The sequence below is a fragment of the Luteimonas sp. A482 genome (assembly GCF_054072655.1).
Genome location: NZ_JBSVRO010000003.1, coordinates 263,790 through 281,016, shown reverse-complemented (window position 1 = coordinate 281,016; position 17,227 = coordinate 263,790). Strand labels below are relative to the sequence as shown.

General features: G+C 65.2%; 15 protein-coding genes and 2 pseudogenes. 9 read left to right on the top strand and 8 right to left on the bottom strand.

The window, feature by feature from the left end:
* Positions 1-134 precede the first annotated feature (134 nt).
* From ACW5DW_RS12000 to ACW5DW_RS11990, 3 genes and pseudogenes are all read left to right on the top strand, one after another.
* Positions 135-902: pseudogene (locus ACW5DW_RS12000) on the top strand (ATP-binding domain-containing protein); the annotation flags it as partial.
* A 216-nt stretch (positions 903-1,118) separates the two neighbouring features.
* On the top strand, positions 1,119-2,012 hold the full coding sequence (locus tag ACW5DW_RS11995; protein WP_457019139.1) for a nuclease-related domain-containing protein: 894 nt from the start codon (positions 1,119-1,121) through the stop codon (positions 2,010-2,012).
* A 541-nt stretch (positions 2,013-2,553) separates the two neighbouring features.
* Positions 2,554-4,434 carry an ATP-dependent nuclease gene (locus ACW5DW_RS11990; RefSeq protein ID WP_457019138.1) on the top strand — a complete coding sequence of 627 codons (1,881 nt, stop codon included), beginning with the start codon at positions 2,554-2,556 and terminating at the stop codon, positions 4,432-4,434.
* Here the strand turns inward: ACW5DW_RS11990 and ACW5DW_RS11985 are convergent.
* Positions 4,415-4,690: pseudogene (locus ACW5DW_RS11985) on the bottom strand (hypothetical protein); the annotation flags it as partial. The gene ACW5DW_RS11990 and the pseudogene ACW5DW_RS11985 overlap by 20 nt on opposite strands.
* Before the next feature lie 174 nt (positions 4,691-4,864).
* Complete coding sequence (locus tag ACW5DW_RS11980) at positions 4,865-5,911, bottom strand: AI-2E family transporter (RefSeq protein ID WP_457019136.1); 1,047 nt, start codon at positions 5,909-5,911, stop codon at positions 4,865-4,867.
* A gap of 497 nt (positions 5,912-6,408) precedes the next feature.
* Between ACW5DW_RS11980 and ACW5DW_RS11975 the strand changes: the two genes are divergently transcribed.
* The 3 genes from ACW5DW_RS11975 to ACW5DW_RS11965 all read left to right on the top strand — a co-directional run bounded on the left by ACW5DW_RS11975 (position 6,409) and on the right by ACW5DW_RS11965 (position 8,326).
* A complete protein-coding gene (locus ACW5DW_RS11975) occupies positions 6,409-6,840 on the top strand; it encodes an excalibur calcium-binding domain-containing protein (protein ID WP_457019134.1) in 432 nt (143 codons plus the stop codon).
* 97 nt (positions 6,841-6,937) lie between these two features.
* Positions 6,938-7,156, top strand: coding sequence for a polyprenyl synthetase (locus tag ACW5DW_RS11970; RefSeq protein ID WP_457019133.1), 219 nt, complete (start codon positions 6,938-6,940; stop codon positions 7,154-7,156).
* A 72-nt stretch (positions 7,157-7,228) separates the two neighbouring features.
* Positions 7,229-8,326, top strand: a complete 1,098-nt coding sequence (locus tag ACW5DW_RS11965) for an alpha/beta hydrolase (RefSeq protein ID WP_457019131.1) — start codon at positions 7,229-7,231, stop codon at positions 8,324-8,326.
* A gap of 121 nt (positions 8,327-8,447) precedes the next feature.
* Here ACW5DW_RS11965 and ACW5DW_RS11960 read toward each other — a convergent pair whose 3' ends face one another.
* Positions 8,448-9,770, bottom strand: coding sequence for a type II toxin-antitoxin system HipA family toxin (locus ACW5DW_RS11960; protein ID WP_457019129.1), 1,323 nt, complete (start codon positions 9,768-9,770; stop codon positions 8,448-8,450).
* Positions 9,771-9,774: 4 nt separating this feature from the next.
* Positions 9,775-10,038: a helix-turn-helix domain-containing protein gene (locus ACW5DW_RS11955; RefSeq protein WP_457019127.1), complete on the bottom strand. Its 264-nt coding sequence runs from the start codon at positions 10,036-10,038 to the stop codon at positions 9,775-9,777.
* Between the two features lie 178 nt (positions 10,039-10,216).
* On the opposite strand from ACW5DW_RS11955, the gene ACW5DW_RS11950 reads away from it, so the two are divergent.
* Complete coding sequence (locus tag ACW5DW_RS11950) at positions 10,217-11,134, top strand: AEC family transporter (protein ID WP_457019125.1); 918 nt, start codon at positions 10,217-10,219, stop codon at positions 11,132-11,134.
* Between the two features lie 132 nt (positions 11,135-11,266).
* On the opposite strand, the gene ACW5DW_RS11945 is transcribed toward ACW5DW_RS11950, so the two are convergent.
* Positions 11,267-12,706: an NAD(P)-binding domain-containing protein gene (locus tag ACW5DW_RS11945; RefSeq protein ID WP_457019124.1), complete on the bottom strand. Its 1,440-nt coding sequence runs from the start codon at positions 12,704-12,706 to the stop codon at positions 11,267-11,269.
* A 452-nt stretch (positions 12,707-13,158) separates the two neighbouring features.
* Positions 13,159-13,596 (bottom strand): hypothetical protein, encoded by a 438-nt coding sequence (locus ACW5DW_RS11940; RefSeq protein WP_457019123.1) that lies wholly within the window; start codon positions 13,594-13,596, stop codon positions 13,159-13,161.
* 76 nt (positions 13,597-13,672) lie between these two features.
* Here ACW5DW_RS11940 and ACW5DW_RS11935 point away from each other — a divergent pair, with 76 nt between their 5' ends.
* A complete protein-coding gene (locus tag ACW5DW_RS11935) occupies positions 13,673-13,975 on the top strand; it encodes a helix-turn-helix domain-containing protein (protein WP_457019267.1) in 303 nt (100 codons plus the stop codon).
* Positions 13,866-14,294 carry an Sbal_3080 family lipoprotein gene (locus tag ACW5DW_RS11930; protein WP_457019122.1) on the top strand — a complete coding sequence of 143 codons (429 nt, stop codon included), beginning with the start codon at positions 13,866-13,868 and terminating at the stop codon, positions 14,292-14,294. Before ACW5DW_RS11935 ends, ACW5DW_RS11930 begins: the two co-directional genes overlap by 110 nt.
* Before the next feature lie 66 nt (positions 14,295-14,360).
* On the opposite strand, the gene dcp is transcribed toward ACW5DW_RS11930, so the two are convergent.
* Together dcp and ACW5DW_RS11920 are read right to left on the bottom strand one after the other, a co-directional pair.
* Positions 14,361-16,514, bottom strand: coding sequence for a peptidyl-dipeptidase Dcp (gene dcp / locus ACW5DW_RS11925; protein ID WP_457019121.1), 2,154 nt, complete (start codon positions 16,512-16,514; stop codon positions 14,361-14,363).
* Positions 16,515-16,776: 262 nt separating this feature from the next.
* On the bottom strand, positions 16,777-17,184 hold the full coding sequence (locus tag ACW5DW_RS11920; protein ID WP_457019120.1) for a hypothetical protein: 408 nt from the start codon (positions 17,182-17,184) through the stop codon (positions 16,777-16,779).
* Positions 17,185-17,227: the final 43 nt, after the last annotated feature.

The window sequence follows — 17,227 nt, the reverse complement described above, 5'->3', positions numbered from 1 at the left end:
TGGGCGAAGTGCTTGCCGGCATCCCGCGCGCCGCCGAGTCTTCCGCATCAGCCACCATTGAAGCCGCGGACAACCCCGATCTGTCATTCCGAGCGCAGCGAGGAATCTCGAGCTTCCCCGTCCGCCACATCCACCTCACCCGCGGCTACCGCCAGAGCGCCTCCCTCGACCTCGCCCCCCTCGCCGCCGCCGTCCGCGAAGGCGACACCGCCACCGCGCTGTCACTGCTGCGCAGCTGCCAGCTGTCCAGCGTGCACTTCCACGAAGGCAACGCCGACCCGCTGCAGTCGCACCGCGACCACCTCCTCGAACACTGGACCTCACTCGCCGACGCCAGCAACCCGGCCGAAGCCCTCGCACGCGCCGGCCGCCTGCGCATCCTCACCGCCGTGCGCGAAGGCCCGCAGGGCGCCCGCGGCCTCAACGCCCGCATCGAGGATCTGCTCGCCGGCACCCGCCGCGGCGCCGGCCCCGCATCCACCGCCAGCCGCTACTTCCACGGCCGCCTGCTGCTGATCACCGAGAACAGCTATCGCCACCGCCTGTTCAATGGCGACATCGGCATCTGCCTACGCGACGACAGCGGCATGTTGATGGCGTGGTTCCCGGGCGACCACGCGCGCAACCCACGGCCGTTCCATCCCGCCGCACTGCCCGCGCACGACAGCGCATTCGCGATGACGGTGCACAAGGCGCAGGGCTCGGAGTTCCACGAGGTCTGGCTGGTACTGCCTGGGCGCAGCAACCGCGTGCTCTCACGCGAACTTGTCTACACAGGGCTTACCCGAGGGCGGAGTGAGCTGCATGTAGCTGGCGGCGAAAGCGTGATTCGCGAAGCACTGTCGAGACATGCAAGTCGATGGTCGAGGTTGGGCTGGCGGCTCTCTGCAGCCAAGCTCTGACGAACTGAGCTGGTTACCGCGCACATCTTCGGAGCCGGGCGGGCTTTCTCAGGCGTGACGTTCGCGCTATGGTCGGCGCGGGGAAACGAATTTGGGGTGCCGCATGGGAAGCGGAAGCCACCGCGTACTCGATTATCGTAAGCCGCTGTCCTGGCCGGCTGAGCTGGGCGTGCTCGATTCCCACGCTAAGCACCGCGTACCCGAGGACGCATGGGCATGAAGTGGGGCCATTGGATCGGACATCTGGTCATCGCGGTGTCCTTCGCCCTGATGTTGATCAGCGTCGTGGCTTTCAAACTCATGCACAGGCGGAGTCGTCGTCGCAGCCCGATGCAGGATCGACGCGTCGGACATCTGCCAGGGCAGCAGTTGTTGGTCCGCATCCAGCATCACGACACGGAAGTGCTTACGTCCATCTCGACGATGTTCACGGCACTTCCGTTGATGTTCATGATCTGGATGACATTCCGTCTGCCATGGTCGAACGTCAGGATCGGAGTGGTCGACTGGTTCTTCGTTGTCGGCGCAGCAGCGATGTTTGCATGGGGGCTGCGTGACTACATCAGGAACTATCGGTCGCGTGAGAATGCACGTGATGGATGGATCGCTGAGCAAGTGACCGGAATGCAGCTCAATCGCCTTGTCGCCCAGAGTTGTACGGTGCTGCATGACCTACCTGCCGATGGGTTCAATATCGACCACATCGTGGTAGCACCACGGGCCGTCTACGCCGTGGAGACGAAGTCATTCCGCAAACCGTTGAAGGTGCCTAAGGGAGACAACTACCGGGTCGCCTTCGACGGCAAGACGCTGCGCTTTCCCGATATGTCGAACGCCGACGCGATTGCGCAGGCAGAGCGCTATGCAAGCTGGCTTGCTCGGACATTGCGCGATGCCGGTTTCGACGTTCCCGTAGTACCCGCGTTGGCGCTGCCTGGATGGCGCGTGGAGCAATCCGAAGAAGCATGGCGGGCATCGAAGGTCAAAGTGTTTTCACCGATGGGAGGTGGTTCCAACTTCATGGGCAAGCCCATTGAGAACATCGCCGGCGACAAGCGCAAAGCCATTGCCGAGGCACTGGCTTTGCGTTTTCCCGTCATCAGTGATTAGGCCTAGATTGAGCGGCTGCGGAGGCATCGAAAATGAACCCAACCAGTTTTCTGGCCGCACGTTGACCCCGGGATTTCCAAGGCCATGTGCACAATTCAACAGTTAACTTTGAGGGCATAAAATGAAACCCTATAAAGACGTCAACGGTGACTCTGGCGCGATCGCGTACGACTACGGTGAGGACTGGATTCGTGTGCAATTCAAGTACGGAGGGACCTATGAATATCGGTCTTCAAAGATCGGCTTAGCCCATCTGAGTGCAATGAAACAATTGGCGGACTCCGGCGATGGGCTAAACGCGTACATCAATAAAAACCAAGATGTTAAGACTATGTATTCCTCAAAATCTTGACGCACAGGTGCGAGCTTAATAGTAGGGGATGCCGCCAGAAATCGGTGTGGCCAGATAACGTAGGCCAATGCATCGGATCAATGGCTATTGCTGTAACGGACGAAGACAGCCCTAGTGTCCGCGGCCTAAGCGCCTAGTTTCAGCTTCATGCCTGAATTGTAAGGAAGATTAAGCAAGGAGTTGCGCCGCATGAAAATACTATCAGTCAAAATAAGAAACTTTCGCGCCCTAAAGTCCGTGTCTGTACCGTTCGACTCCGTCACCACATTCATCGGACCAAATGGAACTGGAAAATCAACTGTACTTCGTGCGCTCGACTGGTTCTTCAATGGTAGGTCTGGGTCTCTGACAGAAAAAGACTGCTCTTTTGGCGCGATTGATGAAGATATAGAGGTCCAGATCACGTTCGCTGAACTCACAGGAAGGGATCGCGACGCACTTGGCAAGTACACGCCGGAAGGGGCGACCACATTCACCGCATGGAGGCGACGATCTCCAGATGGCTCTGATGTGCTCTCTGCAAATGCAAAAAGTTTCCCGGATTTCAACCCAATCAAAGCGGCGACTGGTGCTACAGCGAAGAAAGTTCTATATGCCGATCTTCGGCGCAGCCGCCCAGATCTGAATCTCCCAGCAGCAAGTAGTGGAGCAGCCGTTGACCAGTCGATGACCGAATGGGAAACAGCTCACACGGACGAGTTGGTCGATGCGCCCGAAGCGCTTCAGACAAACTTCTTCGGCTTCAACAGTGGCGGCAAGATGAGTGGACTCTTCGACTTCGTCTTGGTTACTGCCGATCTTCGCGCAAGCGAAGAGTCTATCGATGGTAAATCAAGCATCATTGGCAGAATCCTTGAACGTTCAGTTGATCGCACCGCAGCCGATGAGGACATTGCGAAGATCGTCGAGGAAGCGAGAACTAAACAGCAAAAAGTTTATGAAGAAAAATTCAAAGGTCAGCTGGATGCAATCACAGCACAACTAAATGAAGTTGTCGCCTCTTACTCACCAGGTAGATCTGTCACCGTTGCACCTGCGGAGGTTGAGCTTAAAGCGCCACGGACTACGTTTGAGGTAGCAGTGCTTGATGGCACAACCGAGACCGCAGTGGAACGCCAAGGGCATGGATTTCAGCGCACGGTTCTGATCTCCGCGCTACAACTCTTGGCACAGTCTGGAGCCGCGTCGGCCGAAGGAGTAATTTGCCTCGCAATTGAAGAGCCTGAGCTCTTTCAGCATCCTGTTCAGGCGCAAGCATTCGCAAAGATACTCAGGTCGCTTGCTGAAGATGCAGAAAAACGCATTCAGGTAACCTACGCTACGCACAGTCCGTATTTTCTGGAGGACCGCCATTTTGATCAGGTCAGACGGCTGACGAGATCGGCTGATGAGGCCCCAGTCGTTTCTGTTCACTATGCAACCGTCGCCGATGTGAAATTTAAGCTTCAAGGGATCGTTGACGAGGAGATAGTAGATCGTCGACTCGATCATAACGTAGCCGACCAGCTAGCAATTGCGCTCTTTGCCAATCGTGCGTTCTTGGTGGAAGGCCGAACGGAAGCCTCCGTGTTCTATGGTGTTGGCGACAGATCTTCTCCGGGCTCACTTGAGGCGGCAGGACTTTCCATAGTTTGTGTGAATGGAAAGACCTCGATTCCAATCGCTCATGCAATTCTGGATTCGATAGGAATTCCCGCATATGCTCTCTTTGATGCCGACGCTGGTTGTGTGGCGCGAGCGACGGCTGCTGGGAAGACACAAAAGAACATCGACGATGAACGCAATCAGAATGCGAAAGAGAACAGAAAGTTGCTTCAGTATTTTGGTCTGACCCCGGAAGACTTCCCGGCCGCTAGGACGTCTGAGAATGTAGCTATTCTGGAGGATCATTTTGAGGGATTCCTTGCTGGGAACTGGGAGGCGTGGATTGCAGCCTGCCAAGACTTGGAGACTAGTACCGGAATTTGCCTCGCAAAGAACGAGCTCGCATACCGCGCGGCAACACTCAAAGCAGAGGGAGTGGTGCCTGAAGTGTTATTGCAAATTCTTGCTAAGGCGAAAGGTGAATAGCTATGCGGGACATCATCTTCCCGCGAATAGCGTCGGGTTCTAAAGTGTCCCCACGTTCGCAAACCGACAAGTCATCTGACTGAGCACCGCGCGCCAGTGATCGCAGTCGATCCAGCCATCGGGAGCCAGGCTCCATCGGCCATTGTCTGACCAGGGCCTCGCGGCCGACACGCAATGTCAAGTACAGCTTGCGCTTGGTCCCGATTGGCAAGAGCCATTGGGGGATGCCCGTGGCCTCGCAGCCCACTCCAAACAATCGTGCCAGGGACAATTGTCGCGGGCATGGGGTTCAGCCTACGAGCCGCGACCGAACGATCCGGTTTTCATGGTCCTGCTTAAAAAAACCTTCGGCAAGAACATCACCACCCGGACCCTGGGCACGGTCCGTCGCTGCATCGCGAACTAGCGCGCTTGCAGCGACGGGCAGGGTTTAGACCTCGCCCTTCTTCGACAGCAGCACCGCGATCGGCCGGCTGCCCTGGAACTCGGCCAGGACCATCACGATGCTCGCGGTGACCGGCACGGCCAGGAACGCGCCGGGGATGCCCCAGAGCGCGGTCCACACGGTCAGGCAGACCAGGATCACGAACGGACTGAGGTTGAGCGAGCTGCCCATCAGCCAGGGATCGAGCAGGTTGCCATTGAGGAACTGGACCAGCGACAGCGCGCCGGTGAGTACCAGCGCCGTCCTGATGTCGCCGAACTGCAGCAGCGCGAACAGCACCGGCAGGGCCACGCCCAGCACCGAGCCGATGTAGGGCACGTAGTTGAGCAGGCCGATCACCAGCGCCCAGAACGGCGCCAGCTCCACGCCCATCGCGGCCAGGATGATCCAGCTGACCAGGCCCAGCAGCACGCTGAGCAGGGTCTTGAGCGCCAGGTAGGCGCCGATCCGGCGGTTGACGTCGCCGATGATCCGGCGCACCTGCGTGCCGCGCGCCGGGTCGGGCGAGAGGCGATCGATCTTGGCGTCGAAGTGGCGGCGTTCGATCATCAGGAACGCCACGTACAGACCGACCACGGTCAGGCCGCCGATCATTCCGACGGCCCAGCCCAGGGTCGAACCGGCCAGCCGCTGCAGGTTGACGTGAGCGAGGACGGCCGCGCGGATCCCATCCCAGCTCGGTTCCGACTCGATGCCGACCAGCGCAGCGGCACGCTGCACCAGCGCCACCAGTTGCAACTGGTAATGGGGCACCCGCGCGAGCAACTGGTCCACGCTGTCCATCGCCAGCCAGCCCAGTACCAGCAGCGCGCCGAGCATCAGCAGCGTCGACAGGGCGTAGTGCGCCTGCACCGGCAGCGCCGGGCCGATCACCGGCACCCGCGACAGCAGCCGCGCCGCGCCGAGGATCACGTACATCACCATGATGCTGAAGACGATCGGCACCAGGATCTCCCGGCCGATGTACAGCACCCAGCCCAGCAGCACCGCGAACACGGTGGCGTACACGAGCGCCCGGAATCTTTCGTTCATGCGGATGCGGCCTGTGCGGCGGAACGGGCCTGCCGGTCCGGTTCCCGGACCGGCAAGGCGTCCATTGTGTTGCAATCCCGGCGCGGCGTGCAGCCCGCGGGTTTCATCGCCACGGGCCGGGCTCCATCGGCCGATCCCTGGCCCGGTCGCGCGGTGCTTGCCACGCGCGATGCGCGGCCCGCACGCTGGTGCCGTGTCCACTGCCGGACGCGTGCGCAAGGAATCCCGCCATGACCACCCTCGTTGGTCAGGTTCACTTACCCGTTCTAGCCTTGACAGGCTTCCGTCGGCGGGGCTGCTAGGCGAATCAGGGCGCCAGCGGTGTGCGAGCTACAGCGATAGCCGGTTCAGCGACCACAACCGTCGCGCTCGGTTGCCTCGACTGGGTCCGTGTCCTCGGTGGACCGGTCGCAGGGTGGTCGGGTCTGGTCGCCCGAGCGATGGCCGAACGGCTGGATGGACCGGCCGCTGGCCCGGAGTCGGGTCACATCCGGGCCATGGCATCCGACAAGGGCCCGGTGGATGAATCGCGTGTCGAACCCGAGCGCCCGTACAGGGATGTCATCGAAGATCCGGAGGCTTCAATGAAGCTCACACATTTCCTGGCACTGATTGGGCTGGGCATCGTCGCCCTGGTTGGCTTCGACCAGTACAGGACCCGTATGGCCGACCGCCCCGAGGCACCCGTGGTGCAGGCCCCGCAAGCCAGGGCGCCGGCAGGCGATCCCCCTTGGGGCGCTTCCAGAGTGGCTCCTGGGACCTCGAATTTACCAGTCGCCGCCGCCGCAACGTTCCAGTGCGACGGCCGCACCCATTGCTCGCAGATGACGTCGTGCGCGGAGGCGGAATACTTCCTCCGCAACTGTCCAAATACGAAGATGGACGGCAACAACGATGGTGAGCCCTGCGAGCAGCAGTGGTGTAACTGATCCGCATGCCTGCCGGGCGGATTGAGGCCTATCTCGCGAGATGGCGCACTGCCCCATGACGCACAATGCACAGCCCCCCGCACGACCAGGACCTGGCATGGACGTTGAAGCTCTTCTCCTCGCAGCCCTTCGTGAAGCAGGTTACGGGCCCGATGCCATCGGGTCGGCGTTGCCGCGCATCATGCGCATCCTGCAGGCAGAGGACGTGCGCATCGAAGCCGGCCGCGTCCTGTCGCGCAAGGAGCGCGAGTACGTGCGCGTGCAACTCGAGATGGGCGTCGACGTGTCGGAGATTGTGGCCGGCCTCAAGCGCTGAGTCCGGAAGCCGGCATGGCACGATCAGATCGCTGGTCGACACAAGCCAAAGAGGGCTCGACGAAGAACGTCCATGAACACACCTCTCCCGTGCGCATTGCGCATCCTGTGCCTGGCTCTGCTACTGCTGCTGGTGCTGCCGCTCGGGTTCGCGACAGCGAACGAACCAGTACCCGGTGTGGATGAGTCCGCCGCATCGCCGCCGGCCGCCGCCACTGCACGGCTGCCGCTGAACCGGCGCATCGGTGTGGGCATGATCCGTGCTGCGTTCAACCGGGAGGGCGCGCGCACGCGCCGCGCGATGGCGGAGCACCTGCCCGCCGTTCCAGTCACCTCCGTCGAAGGCCTCTCCTATCGTGCCGGTGATCCCGACGCGCTGCTCGATATCCACTATCCCGCGTCCGCGGCATCGACCGACGCGCGCCTGCCGGTGCTGGTGTGGATCCACGGTGGTGCCTGGTTGTCGGGCAGCCGGCAGGATGCGGCGCCGTTGTTCCGCCTGTTGGCCGCCGAGGGCTATGCGGTGGTGGCGCCGGACTATTCGCTGGCGCCGGCGGCGGTCTATCCGCAGCCGCTGCGGCAGCTCTCCGAACTGCATGCCTGGCTGGAGCGCCATGCGGGCGACTATCCGATCGATCCCGAGCGCCTGTTCCTTGCCGGTGATTCAGCCGGCGCGCAGTTGGCCGCCCAGCTCGCGGCAATGGGCAGCAATCCGGCTTATGCGGCCGAGGTCGGGCTTCCGGCCGTGTTTACGCCCGACGTGGTGCGCGGGGTGGTCCTGCAGTGCGGCGTGCTCGACCTGCCGGCCCTGGTGCGGCGCGAGCGTGGTGGTTCGCGGCTGCTCGGCTGGGGCACGGGTACCACCGTGCTGGCCTATGCCGGCACGCGCGATCCGGACAGCCCGGTGCTGGCGCAGATGTCGCCGATCCTGCATCTCACCGCGGATTTCCCGCCGGTCTGGATCACCGGTGGCAATGCCGATCCGCTCACGGCCGGCCACTCTGTGGCCTTCGCCGCGCGGCTGGAGGCCCTCGCGGTGCCGGTGACCTCGCTGTTCTGGCCCGACGACCATGTGCCGGGGTTGCCGCACCTGTATCCATTCGACCTCGACAGCGACGAAGGGCAGGTCGCGCTCCGCTCGATGCTGGAGTTCCTGCGCGGCCGCGAATAGCGGACGTGCCCGTGCCTGCGGGTCGCGTGACGGCGTCAGGTCGAGCCGCCCAGCGCCTTCTGCCAGTCGTGCGCAGGGACGCGAACGGCAGCCCTGCTTTACCACTTGAACCGGCTGGTGATCAGCCCTCGGGCCCCTGGGACGCAAGCCGTCGCGCCGCATCTCGCAGCCCCGCGAAAATGCTGCTTGCCAGCCGGTCCGGGAAGTCGTCCGGCAATTGCCGTTCGGCGCTTGCGATGGCGGGCTCTACACGGTCCAGCAACTCCGCGATCCACGATTCCCCTCCGTCGGGGATCCCGCACGCCCGCGCGGTCTCGTTCCAGTGGCGGCGACGGATGGTGTCCAGGCGGCGGTGGCGGTTGCTGCCGCTGACCGCCATCGCCAGTTCTGCCCTGTGCGGATCGAGCTGGCGCGGGCCCCGGCCCATGATCGGGTAGACGGACAGCACGTCGTACAGCGGAGTGAGGCGGAACCGGCCACCCGCCTCCATGCGCAGGCTGAAGTTCTTGGCGTGTCCGTCGGTCGCTGCCAGCATCCAGAACAGGATCTGGCTCTTGAAGAAGGTGGCCCGGTCTGCCGGTTCTTCGGACCGGCGCAGCAGCTCCATGGTCCGGCTGATCCCGGGGCCGCCGTCGCTTTCGTAGCGTCGCGACGGCGGCAGGCCGAACGCCTGGCACATGTCCTCCTGGGGCAGTCGTATCCACCAGCTGCCGTCGCCCGCCAGGCGGCGGTCGAAACGGGAGACCACCAGCACCCGCTGTCCGTCGAAACTGTCCATCGCGGCCTCGGCCACGGGGATGCCGAAGGCGGCCATCAGCCGCAGGCACAGCCACTCGTTCTCCACCGAGTCGTGCATGTCTGCGCGCACGTTGCCCACCAGCCCAAGTGGCAGCTTGAAGATATGCGTGCTGGGCGTGCTGCCCAGCGGCACGCACCACTGGCCCTGGTGCCGCAGCAGGCCGGCTTTTTCCTGTGCGCCAGCGATCGAGATGCGGAATGCATCATCGTCGCCCGCCTGATGCCCCGGCCCGGACGGCGCCACGACGCTGCGCAGCAGGGTCGCCACCTGCGCCTGGTCCAGCGGCCGGAAGTGGATGTCGTGCAGGCCGTCCGGCCGGGTGCCTTCCGGCAGCAGTTGCACCGCGCCAACGCAGTCGCGGCCGATGGCCTGCAGGAGTTCGAACGTTGCCGTCGACCGCAGTCCGAAGCGGTCGCGGATGCGGGTGCGGATGTCGCTGCTGTCTGGCAGCAGGTTCTCGAACCAGTTGCCCACTGCCTCGCCGCGGTGGCCCTGGCCGGCCGGCAGCAGGGGCAGCGACAGCGACAGGGGCCGGTTGGCGGACGATTCCAGCCACTGCGGCGCATAGGTCAGGCCGCCGCCGCGATCACCGCGCTCCCAGGCGGCGACCATTTCGCCGTTCATCCATACCTGCAGGGTGCTCATCGCCCTACCACTCCGGCGCCTGGGCACGGCCCGACATGTCCCGGGGTTGCAGTGCGATCTCCACGCCCAGCACTCCGCAGAGCTTCATCAGGCGCTCGAAGGTGGCCGCCTCGGGGCGGTTCTCCAGCTCGCTGACCGCCTGGCGGGTGACTCCCAGCTGGCCGGCGACGTCGGCCTGGGTCAGGCCTGCCTGCTTCCGCAGGGCGCGCAGCAGCGGGCCGAGTTGCTGCGGAGTCCGGATGATGTGCAGCGGAGGAAATCCGGCCATGTGCGCAACCTTCGACTTGCATATCCAACATGCAAGGTATCGCTTGCTTTGACAAAAGGCAACAGATAGCTTGCTTTCTGCAGATGCAAGTTGCTTGCGAGGCTTCGCCCAACGGCGGATGGCGCGTCCTGCCCCGGTCCCTATCATGGCCGCTCCCCACGACGAGTAACAGCCCGCGATGGCCTTCGACGCCTTCGCCCTGATGTTGGCAATGCTGGCGCTGGGCATGCTGTTCGCGCGCCTGCGGGTGTTTCCCGAGGGCGCCGCGGACACACTCAACCTGGTGGTGCTGTACGTCTGCCTGCCGGCTGCGATTCTGGTCTACGTGCCCAGGCTGCGCTTCGAACCGGACCTGCTGGGCCTGGTAGCGGTGCCCTGGCTGCTGGCCGCGGCGAGCTGGCTGCTGCTGCGCCTGCTGGCGCCGCGCATGCGGTTGCGTCGCGACGAGCTGGGGGCGCTGCTGCTGTGCACGATGCTGGGCAACACCAGCTACATCGGTTATCCGATGATCGAGGCACTGCTCGGCGCGCAGGCGCTGCCCTACGCGGTGGTCTACGACCAGTTCGGCACCTTCGTGATGCTGTCCACGCTGGGGCTGGTGGTACTGGCGCGCTACGGCGGCGACGAGCCGCCGACGGCGCGCGCGATCGCACTGCGGATCGCGCGCTTTCCGCCGGTGTGGGCATTGGTGTTCGGCCTGACCCTGATGCCGGAGCACCCACCGGCGTGGATCGCGGCCGCGCTGGACCAGCTGGCCGGGGTGATGCTGATGCTGGTGATGTTGGCGGTGGGCCTGACGGTGCAGCTGCGGCTGCCGCGCGACGAGGTCGGGCCGCTGGCGCTGGGGCTGGCGCTCAAGCTGGCGGTGCTGCCGGCGCTGGCCCTGGCACTGGCGCTGGCCTTCGGCCTGGAGGGCGACATGCGGCACGTCGCGGTGCTGGAGTCGGCGATGCCGACCATGGTCACTGCCGCCGCGCTGGCGATCTCGCACCGCATGGCGCCACGGCTGGCCGCGGCGCTGGTCGGCTACGGGATCGTGCTGGCGATGGTCACGCTGCCGGCGTGGAATTTCGTGCTGCAGCGGCTGGAAGGCTGACCTCGCGAGGGCGCCGATCGGGCATCGTCGGCGCGCCGGACGCGGCGCTTGTGGAGCGCGTCATGGTGGACCCGTCGCACCGGACGGGCCTTCAGGCCGGCAGCTCTGGAAAAGGGCTGGCGACCCATAGCCTCAGGCGCGTCGCCGGAGCGGCTCGGTCGCAGCACCACGGAGGTCCGCCCCTGCCGATACCGCTGACCGCGTCACCTCGAGCTGGTCTTCGAGCTCGCGCGAGTCTTCGAGGAACGCCTGCAGCGAATCATCCATCGCCTCCATCCACCGCGTGTGGTGCCGCGGTGCCAGGGTGCCGGTGATCGTGGAGCGGTAGCTCCTGTCGCGGTAGTCGAGGATGCCGGCCTGCTTGTCGCGCATCCACTCCTTGAACATCTCGCCCATCTTCTCGATCGCGAACTCGGGATAGTCGGTGCGGTCGACCAGGTCGCGCACGTAGGCGGCCTGGAAATCGATGTCGTCATCGCTGCCGGCGCATGCGTTCTCGCGTGCGAACCAGGCGTCGCTGTCGGCGCGCATGGCGTCGGTGTCGGGCAGCGCGGTGCGGCCCAGGACCACGTCGCGCGCAAACCATGCCTGCGCATCGAACATGTTGAAGGTGTAGTACTGGTCCTGCATGCCGAGGTAGATGAGCTTCGGGTTGTCGATCCAGAACACGCCCTTGTACAGCGCCTGCGGATACAGGCGGTTGCTGGTGCGCAGGGTCAACTCGTCGGGCAGGAACGGAAAGTGATGCTGGTAGCCGGTGCACAGGATGATCGCGTCCACGTCCTGGCTGCTGCCGTCGACGAAGTGCGCGGTATTGCCTTCCACCCGCGCCAGCAGCGGGCGCTCGCTGAAGGACTGCGGCCAGTCGTAGCTCATCGGTGCGCTGCGGTAGCTGAAGGTCACCGACTTGGCGCCGTACTTGTAGCACTGCGTGCCGATGTCCTCGGCCGAATAGCTGCTGCCGACCAGCAGCAGGTCCTTGCCGGTGAACTCGCAGGCATCGCGGAAGTCGTGCGCGTGCAGCACGCGGCCGGGAAACTGCGACAGGCCTTCGAACGCGGGCGCGTTGGGCGTGGAGAAGTGGCCGGTGGCCACCACCACCCAGTCGAACTCCTCGCTCACCATGCGGTCGTCCTTGAGCTCGCGCACGGTGACGGTGAACTTGCCCGTGTCTTCGCTGTACTCGACCGAGTGCACGGCGGTGTTGAAGCGGGTCTGGTGGCGCAGGTCGCTGCGCTCGATCCTGCCCATGATGTAGTCGCGCAGCACCGGACGCGGCGGATACGAAGCGATCGGGCGGCCGAAGTGCTCCTCGAAGCTGTAGTCGGCGAACTCCAGGCACTCCTTGGGCCCGTTCGACCACAGGTAGCGGTACATGCTGGCGTGCACCGGCTCGCCGTGCTGGTCCAGGCCGGTGCGCCAGGTGTAGTTCCACATCCCGCCCAGGTCGGACTGCTTCTCGAAGCAGACGATCTCGGGGACGTCGGCGCCGGCGCGGCGGGCGGCATCGAAGGCGCGAAGCTGGGCCAGGCCACTGGGGCCGGCGCCGAGGACGGCGATTCGTTGGGTCATGCTGGTGTCATCTCCTTGGGTGTGTCGCGCCGGCAGGCAGGCACCCGGCGGCAGCAGGGCTGCACCCGATGGACCGCTGGAAGAGCACGTCGGAACTCCGACCGGAGCCTGGCTCCGTTCCTGCCGATACCGGGCATGGCGCTCGCGCGATGGGGCATCACCAATGCACGGCCGCAGCGGGCCGAAACTTCGCTGAAAACGAAGCGATTGGCGGCAAAATGCACGAAACTGCGGCGATTCTAGCACAGGGGAGGTCGCCGCCCCGGGCCGCGTCCGGTCAGCTGGAAACCCGCGCCAAAGCCGCATACCGCCCCGGCGCCATCCCGACATGCCGTCCGAACGCTACGCTGAACGCGCTTGCCGAGCCGTATCCCACGTGTTGCGCGACCATCCATCGCGTTGTCGTGTCGCGGTGTGGCCCGCTCAAGACCGCGCTGCGTCGGTAGCGGCGCTTACGCCTGCTCCCGCGCCGGCAGCTGCGCCGGACGCCGCCACGGCTCGGCCGGCGCCTGCAAGTACTGCGCGCGCACGTATCCCCACGGCACCACCAGCGGCACCAGCACCACGCCCATCAGGCAGGCGAAGAAGGTCTCGGTGCCATAGGCGTCGAGGCCGGGACCCAGCCACACCGGCAGCGCGGACGCGGCGATCCACAGCAGCTTCCACAGCAGCTCGAACAGCAGCAGCGGCAGCATCCTCAGCGGATAGCGCACGCCCAGCGCCGCCATCACCGCCAGCGCGCCCAGCAGGGCATGGATCACCGATCCTTCGTCCGCGGTGGCCGGCGGGGCGAGGATCAGCGGCCAGATGGTCAATCCCAGGCCCACTGCGATGAGCGCGTACATCGCGCGCAGCAGCCACAGTCGCAGGGTGGAAATGCCGTTTGCCATGCGCGAGCACCCGCGTTGTCGTGTCGATGCCGATGGTTGGCGATCGCGCACGGTTGCAGAAGTGTCGTGAGTGGCCATGACCAATGGTGGCGCGGCCCTGTCCGATCCCACCCGCCGGCGCGTGCTGCAGCTGCTGCGCAGCGGGCCACTGAGCGCCGGGGAGCTGAGCGACCAGTTCGATGTCTCCAAGCCCACGATGTCGGCGCACTTCGTCCCGATTGGCATGGATCATGCATGTTCGCTGGACGTGTTCTGGGGAGTGGATGGTTATGAAATTGATCGCAGCAGCCTTCTCGCTGGTCTTGTTGGTCGGATGCACTTCGATCGACGTGCGGCCCGTCGCAGCGGGAGCAGAACTCGAACGGGCCTGCATCGTTGAGAATGATGAAGTCCTGGTCGACGACTTCCTCTCGGTACTGAGGGACGGCTTCGAGCGGCACGGCATTGCCACGAGCGTGGTCCAGCCTGCGCAAGCCGATGCATGCGAAACCACGCTGACGTATACGGCCGCCCGCGGCTGGGATCTTGTGCCCTACCTCGACGAAGCGGAACTCAGGCTTTGGCGTGACGGACGTCAGATCGGCGCTGCCGACTACCGGCATCGTGGAGGCTTCGCCCTGACGAAGTTTGCGGGGACAAAGAAGAAGATGGATCCGGTCATCGACCAGCTGCTTGCGGGCGCCCGGGCCGGCCATTGAGAGAACGCCGGCGGAGACGCAACTGGTCTCCGACGGCGCGGCAACAAACCGAGCGCGGGTCTCGGTTTACTTCAGCCCGCGATGCTCCAGCAGCGGCTCCACACTCGGCTCCTTGCCCCGGAACTCGCGATACGCCGCCGCGAGGTCGCGCGAGTGGCCGATGGAGAGGATCTTGTCGCGGAACACCTGTCCGTTCTCGCGCGTCAGTCCGCCGTTCTCGCGGAACCACTGGAACGCGTCGTGGTCGAGCACTTCCGCGCCGAAGTAGGCGTAGTAGCCCGCCGCGTAGCCGCCGCCCCAGATGTGGCTGAAATAGTTGGTGCGGTAGCGCGGCGGTACCGCCGCCAGGTCGACCTTGTACTTCGCCAGCGCCTCGCGCTCGAACGCGTCCACGTCCTTCTTCGCATCGCCCGCGGGTAGCGTGTGCCAGGCCATGTCCAGCAGTGCAGCGGACAGGTACTCGGTGGTCGCGTAGCCCTGGTTGAAGGTGCGGGCGCGCACGATCTTCTCCACCAGCGCCTGCGGCATCGGCTCGCCGGTCTGGTAGTGCTTGGCGTAGTTGGCAAACACCTTCGGGTCGAGCGCCCAGTGTTCGTTGAACTGCGAGGGAAACTCGACGAAGTCGCGCGGCACGTTGGTGCCCGCCACGCTCGGATACGTGGTGTTCGAGAAGATGCCGTGCAGTGCGTGGCCGTACTCGTGGAACAGCGTGGTGGTGTCGTCCCAGCTCAGCAGCGCCGGCTGGCCGTCCGCGGGCTTGGTGAAGTTCGAGACGTTGTAGATCACCGGGATATCGCCGGTCAGGCCGTTCTGCTCGACGAAGTTGCCCATCCAGGCGCCGCCCTGCTTGCTCTCGCGCTGGAACGGGTCGAGGTAGAACAACGCCAGCTGGGTGCCGTCGGCATCGAAGATGTCGAACACGCGCACGTCGGGGTGGTAGAGCGGCAGGTCGGTGCGTTCTTTCGCGGTGATGCCGTAGAGCTGTTCGGCGGCGAAGAACACGCCGTCCTTGAGCACGCGGTCGAGTTCGAAGTAGGGCTTGATCTGCGCTTCGTCGAGATCGTATTCGGCCTTGCGCACCTGCTCGGCGTAGAAGTCCCAGTCGGCCGCGCCAGCCTGGAAGCCGCCGCCCTGGGTGTCGACCACGGCCTGGATCTTCGCCAGTTCGGCGCGTGCGCGTGCGGTGGCGGCGGGCACGGTGTCGGTCAGCAACTTCAGCGCCACCTCGGGCGTGCCGGCCATCTGGTCGGCGATGCTGTAGGCGGCGTAGTTCTCGTAGCCCAGCAGCTGCGCCTTGCGCGCGCGCAGCTCGGCCAGGCGCTGGATGGTGGCGCGGGTGTCGTTGCCGTCGCCCTTCTGCGCGCGCTCGAGCGAAGCGGCCATGACCTGCTCGCGCAGGCCGCGGTCCTTGAGCGAGGCGAGCACCGGCTGCTGGGTGGTGTTCTGCAGCACCAGCAGCCACTTGCCCTCGTGGCCGTCGGCCTTGGCGGCTTCGGCGGCGGCAGCGATCGCCGCATCGTCGAGACCATCGAGCTTGGCGACATCGTCCACCAGTACGCCGCCGGCCTTGGTCGCGGCCAGCAGCTTGTTGGAGAAGGTGGTGGTCAGCGAGGACTCTTCGCTGTTGAGCTTGCGCAGCTCGGCCTGGCTTTCGGCATCGAGTTCGGCGCCGGCGCGGACGAAGTTGTCGAAGCTGTGTTCAAGCACGGTGAGCTGCTCGGGGTTGAGGCCGAGCTGCGCGCGCTGGTCGTGCAAGCTCTTCACGCGCGCGAACAGCTTGGGATCGAGGTGGATGGCGTCGGTGTGCTCGGCCAGCTTCGGCGCCAGCGCCTGTTCGGCGGCCTGCAAGGCCTCATTGGTGTGCGCCGAGGTCATGGCGAAGAAGATCGAGGCGGCACGCGTCAGAAGGTCGCCGCTGCGCTCGAGCGCTTCGATCGTGTTGGCGAAGTCCGGCGCCTCGGTGTTGTCGGCGATCTTGCGCACCTCGGCCAGGTGCTGGCGCATGCCTTCCTCGATCGCCGGCTGGTAGTGGGCGTCCTGGATGCGGTCGAACACCGGCGCCTGGAAGGCCAGGGTGCTGGCGGCGAGGAGCGGGTTCTCGCCCTGTGTAGGCGCGGCGGGTGCGGTGGCGGTGTTCGGCATCGGCGACTCGGTGGGGGTGCGGTCGCAGGCGCCCAGGGCGAGCGCGATCGCGGAAGACAGCAGCAGGGTACGCAACATGGATGGGGGCTCCGGTGGGGGCAGGACAAGGGTGGCCGCTCAGGATGCGCCCGCGGCGGCCGCTGCGGGAGGTGCCGATTGGCAGGGGGCCGAACTTGGTGGCAAGGGCGGTGATTTCTTCGCCGCCGCGGTCGTCGCGGGCCGGCGCGGGTCGCCGCGCGTTACGCGTGCCCGTGCCCGCGGCTATCAGCGTGCCGGGCAGCTTCGAGGGACACAGTTGCCAGCGCGCCGCGCCGCCTACTGCGCCGGCATGCCCAAGGCTTCATCGCGTGCCACGCACCCGCGCCTGCCGCACGCGCTCGGCCACGCCGGCCCAGAACACCAACCCGTGCAGCAATGCCAGGCACAGTGCCAGCAGCGTCCAGGCGACGTCGAGATTCAGATAGACATTCGCGGCCCGGTTGAGCCACGCCCAGTCCGTGCGGCGCATCGCCAGCGTGCCCTCGCCGAACAGGCGGTGCACGGCCTGCCCGGTCGATGGCGACTGCCAGTCCCCAAGCGGCAACAGCATCCCGGCGATGTCCAGCACCACCCACGCCCCGACCGCCAGCGCCAGCGCGCCCCCCAGCCACGGCAGCACGTCGCCGACCCAGCGCGTGCGCGGCCACAGCTGCAGCGCGCCGAGTCCCCAGGCCAGACCGATCAGCAGCGACGCGAACAGCAGGGCCATCGAACCGGGCTCCATGGCAAGGCGGGACCAACAGCATGGCGAG

Bases quoted from the DNA above. Each gene is read 5' to 3' on its own strand.
- ACW5DW_RS11935 (WP_457019267.1), top strand. From the start codon at position 13,673: ATGACCAATGGTGGCGCGGCCCTGTCCGATCCCACCCGCCGGCGCGTG.
- ACW5DW_RS11970 (WP_457019133.1), top strand. From the start codon at position 6,938: ATGGACGTTGAAGCTCTTCTCCTCGCAGCCCTTCGTGAAGCAGGTTAC.
- ACW5DW_RS11980 (WP_457019136.1), bottom strand. From the start codon at position 5,911: ATGAACGAAAGATTCCGGGCGCTCGTGTACGCCACCGTGTTCGCGGTG.
- ACW5DW_RS11990 (WP_457019138.1), top strand. From the start codon at position 2,554: ATGAAAATACTATCAGTCAAAATAAGAAACTTTCGCGCCCTAAAGTCC.
- dcp (WP_457019121.1), bottom strand. From the start codon at position 16,514: ATGTTGCGTACCCTGCTGCTGTCTTCCGCGATCGCGCTCGCCCTGGGC.
- ACW5DW_RS11975 (WP_457019134.1), top strand. From the start codon at position 6,409: ATGGCATCCGACAAGGGCCCGGTGGATGAATCGCGTGTCGAACCCGAG.
- ACW5DW_RS11965 (WP_457019131.1), top strand. From the start codon at position 7,229: ATGAACACACCTCTCCCGTGCGCATTGCGCATCCTGTGCCTGGCTCTG.
- ACW5DW_RS11995 (WP_457019139.1), top strand. From the start codon at position 1,119: ATGAAGTGGGGCCATTGGATCGGACATCTGGTCATCGCGGTGTCCTTC.
- ACW5DW_RS11940 (WP_457019123.1), bottom strand. From the start codon at position 13,596: ATGGCAAACGGCATTTCCACCCTGCGACTGTGGCTGCTGCGCGCGATG.
- ACW5DW_RS11960 (WP_457019129.1), bottom strand. From the start codon at position 9,770: ATGAGCACCCTGCAGGTATGGATGAACGGCGAAATGGTCGCCGCCTGG.
- ACW5DW_RS11920 (WP_457019120.1), bottom strand. From the start codon at position 17,184: ATGGCCCTGCTGTTCGCGTCGCTGCTGATCGGTCTGGCCTGGGGACTC.
- ACW5DW_RS11955 (WP_457019127.1), bottom strand. From the start codon at position 10,038: ATGGCCGGATTTCCTCCGCTGCACATCATCCGGACTCCGCAGCAACTC.
- ACW5DW_RS11930 (WP_457019122.1), top strand. From the start codon at position 13,866: ATGAAATTGATCGCAGCAGCCTTCTCGCTGGTCTTGTTGGTCGGATGC.
- ACW5DW_RS11945 (WP_457019124.1), bottom strand. From the start codon at position 12,706: ATGACCCAACGAATCGCCGTCCTCGGCGCCGGCCCCAGTGGCCTGGCC.
- ACW5DW_RS11950 (WP_457019125.1), top strand. From the start codon at position 10,217: ATGGCCTTCGACGCCTTCGCCCTGATGTTGGCAATGCTGGCGCTGGGC.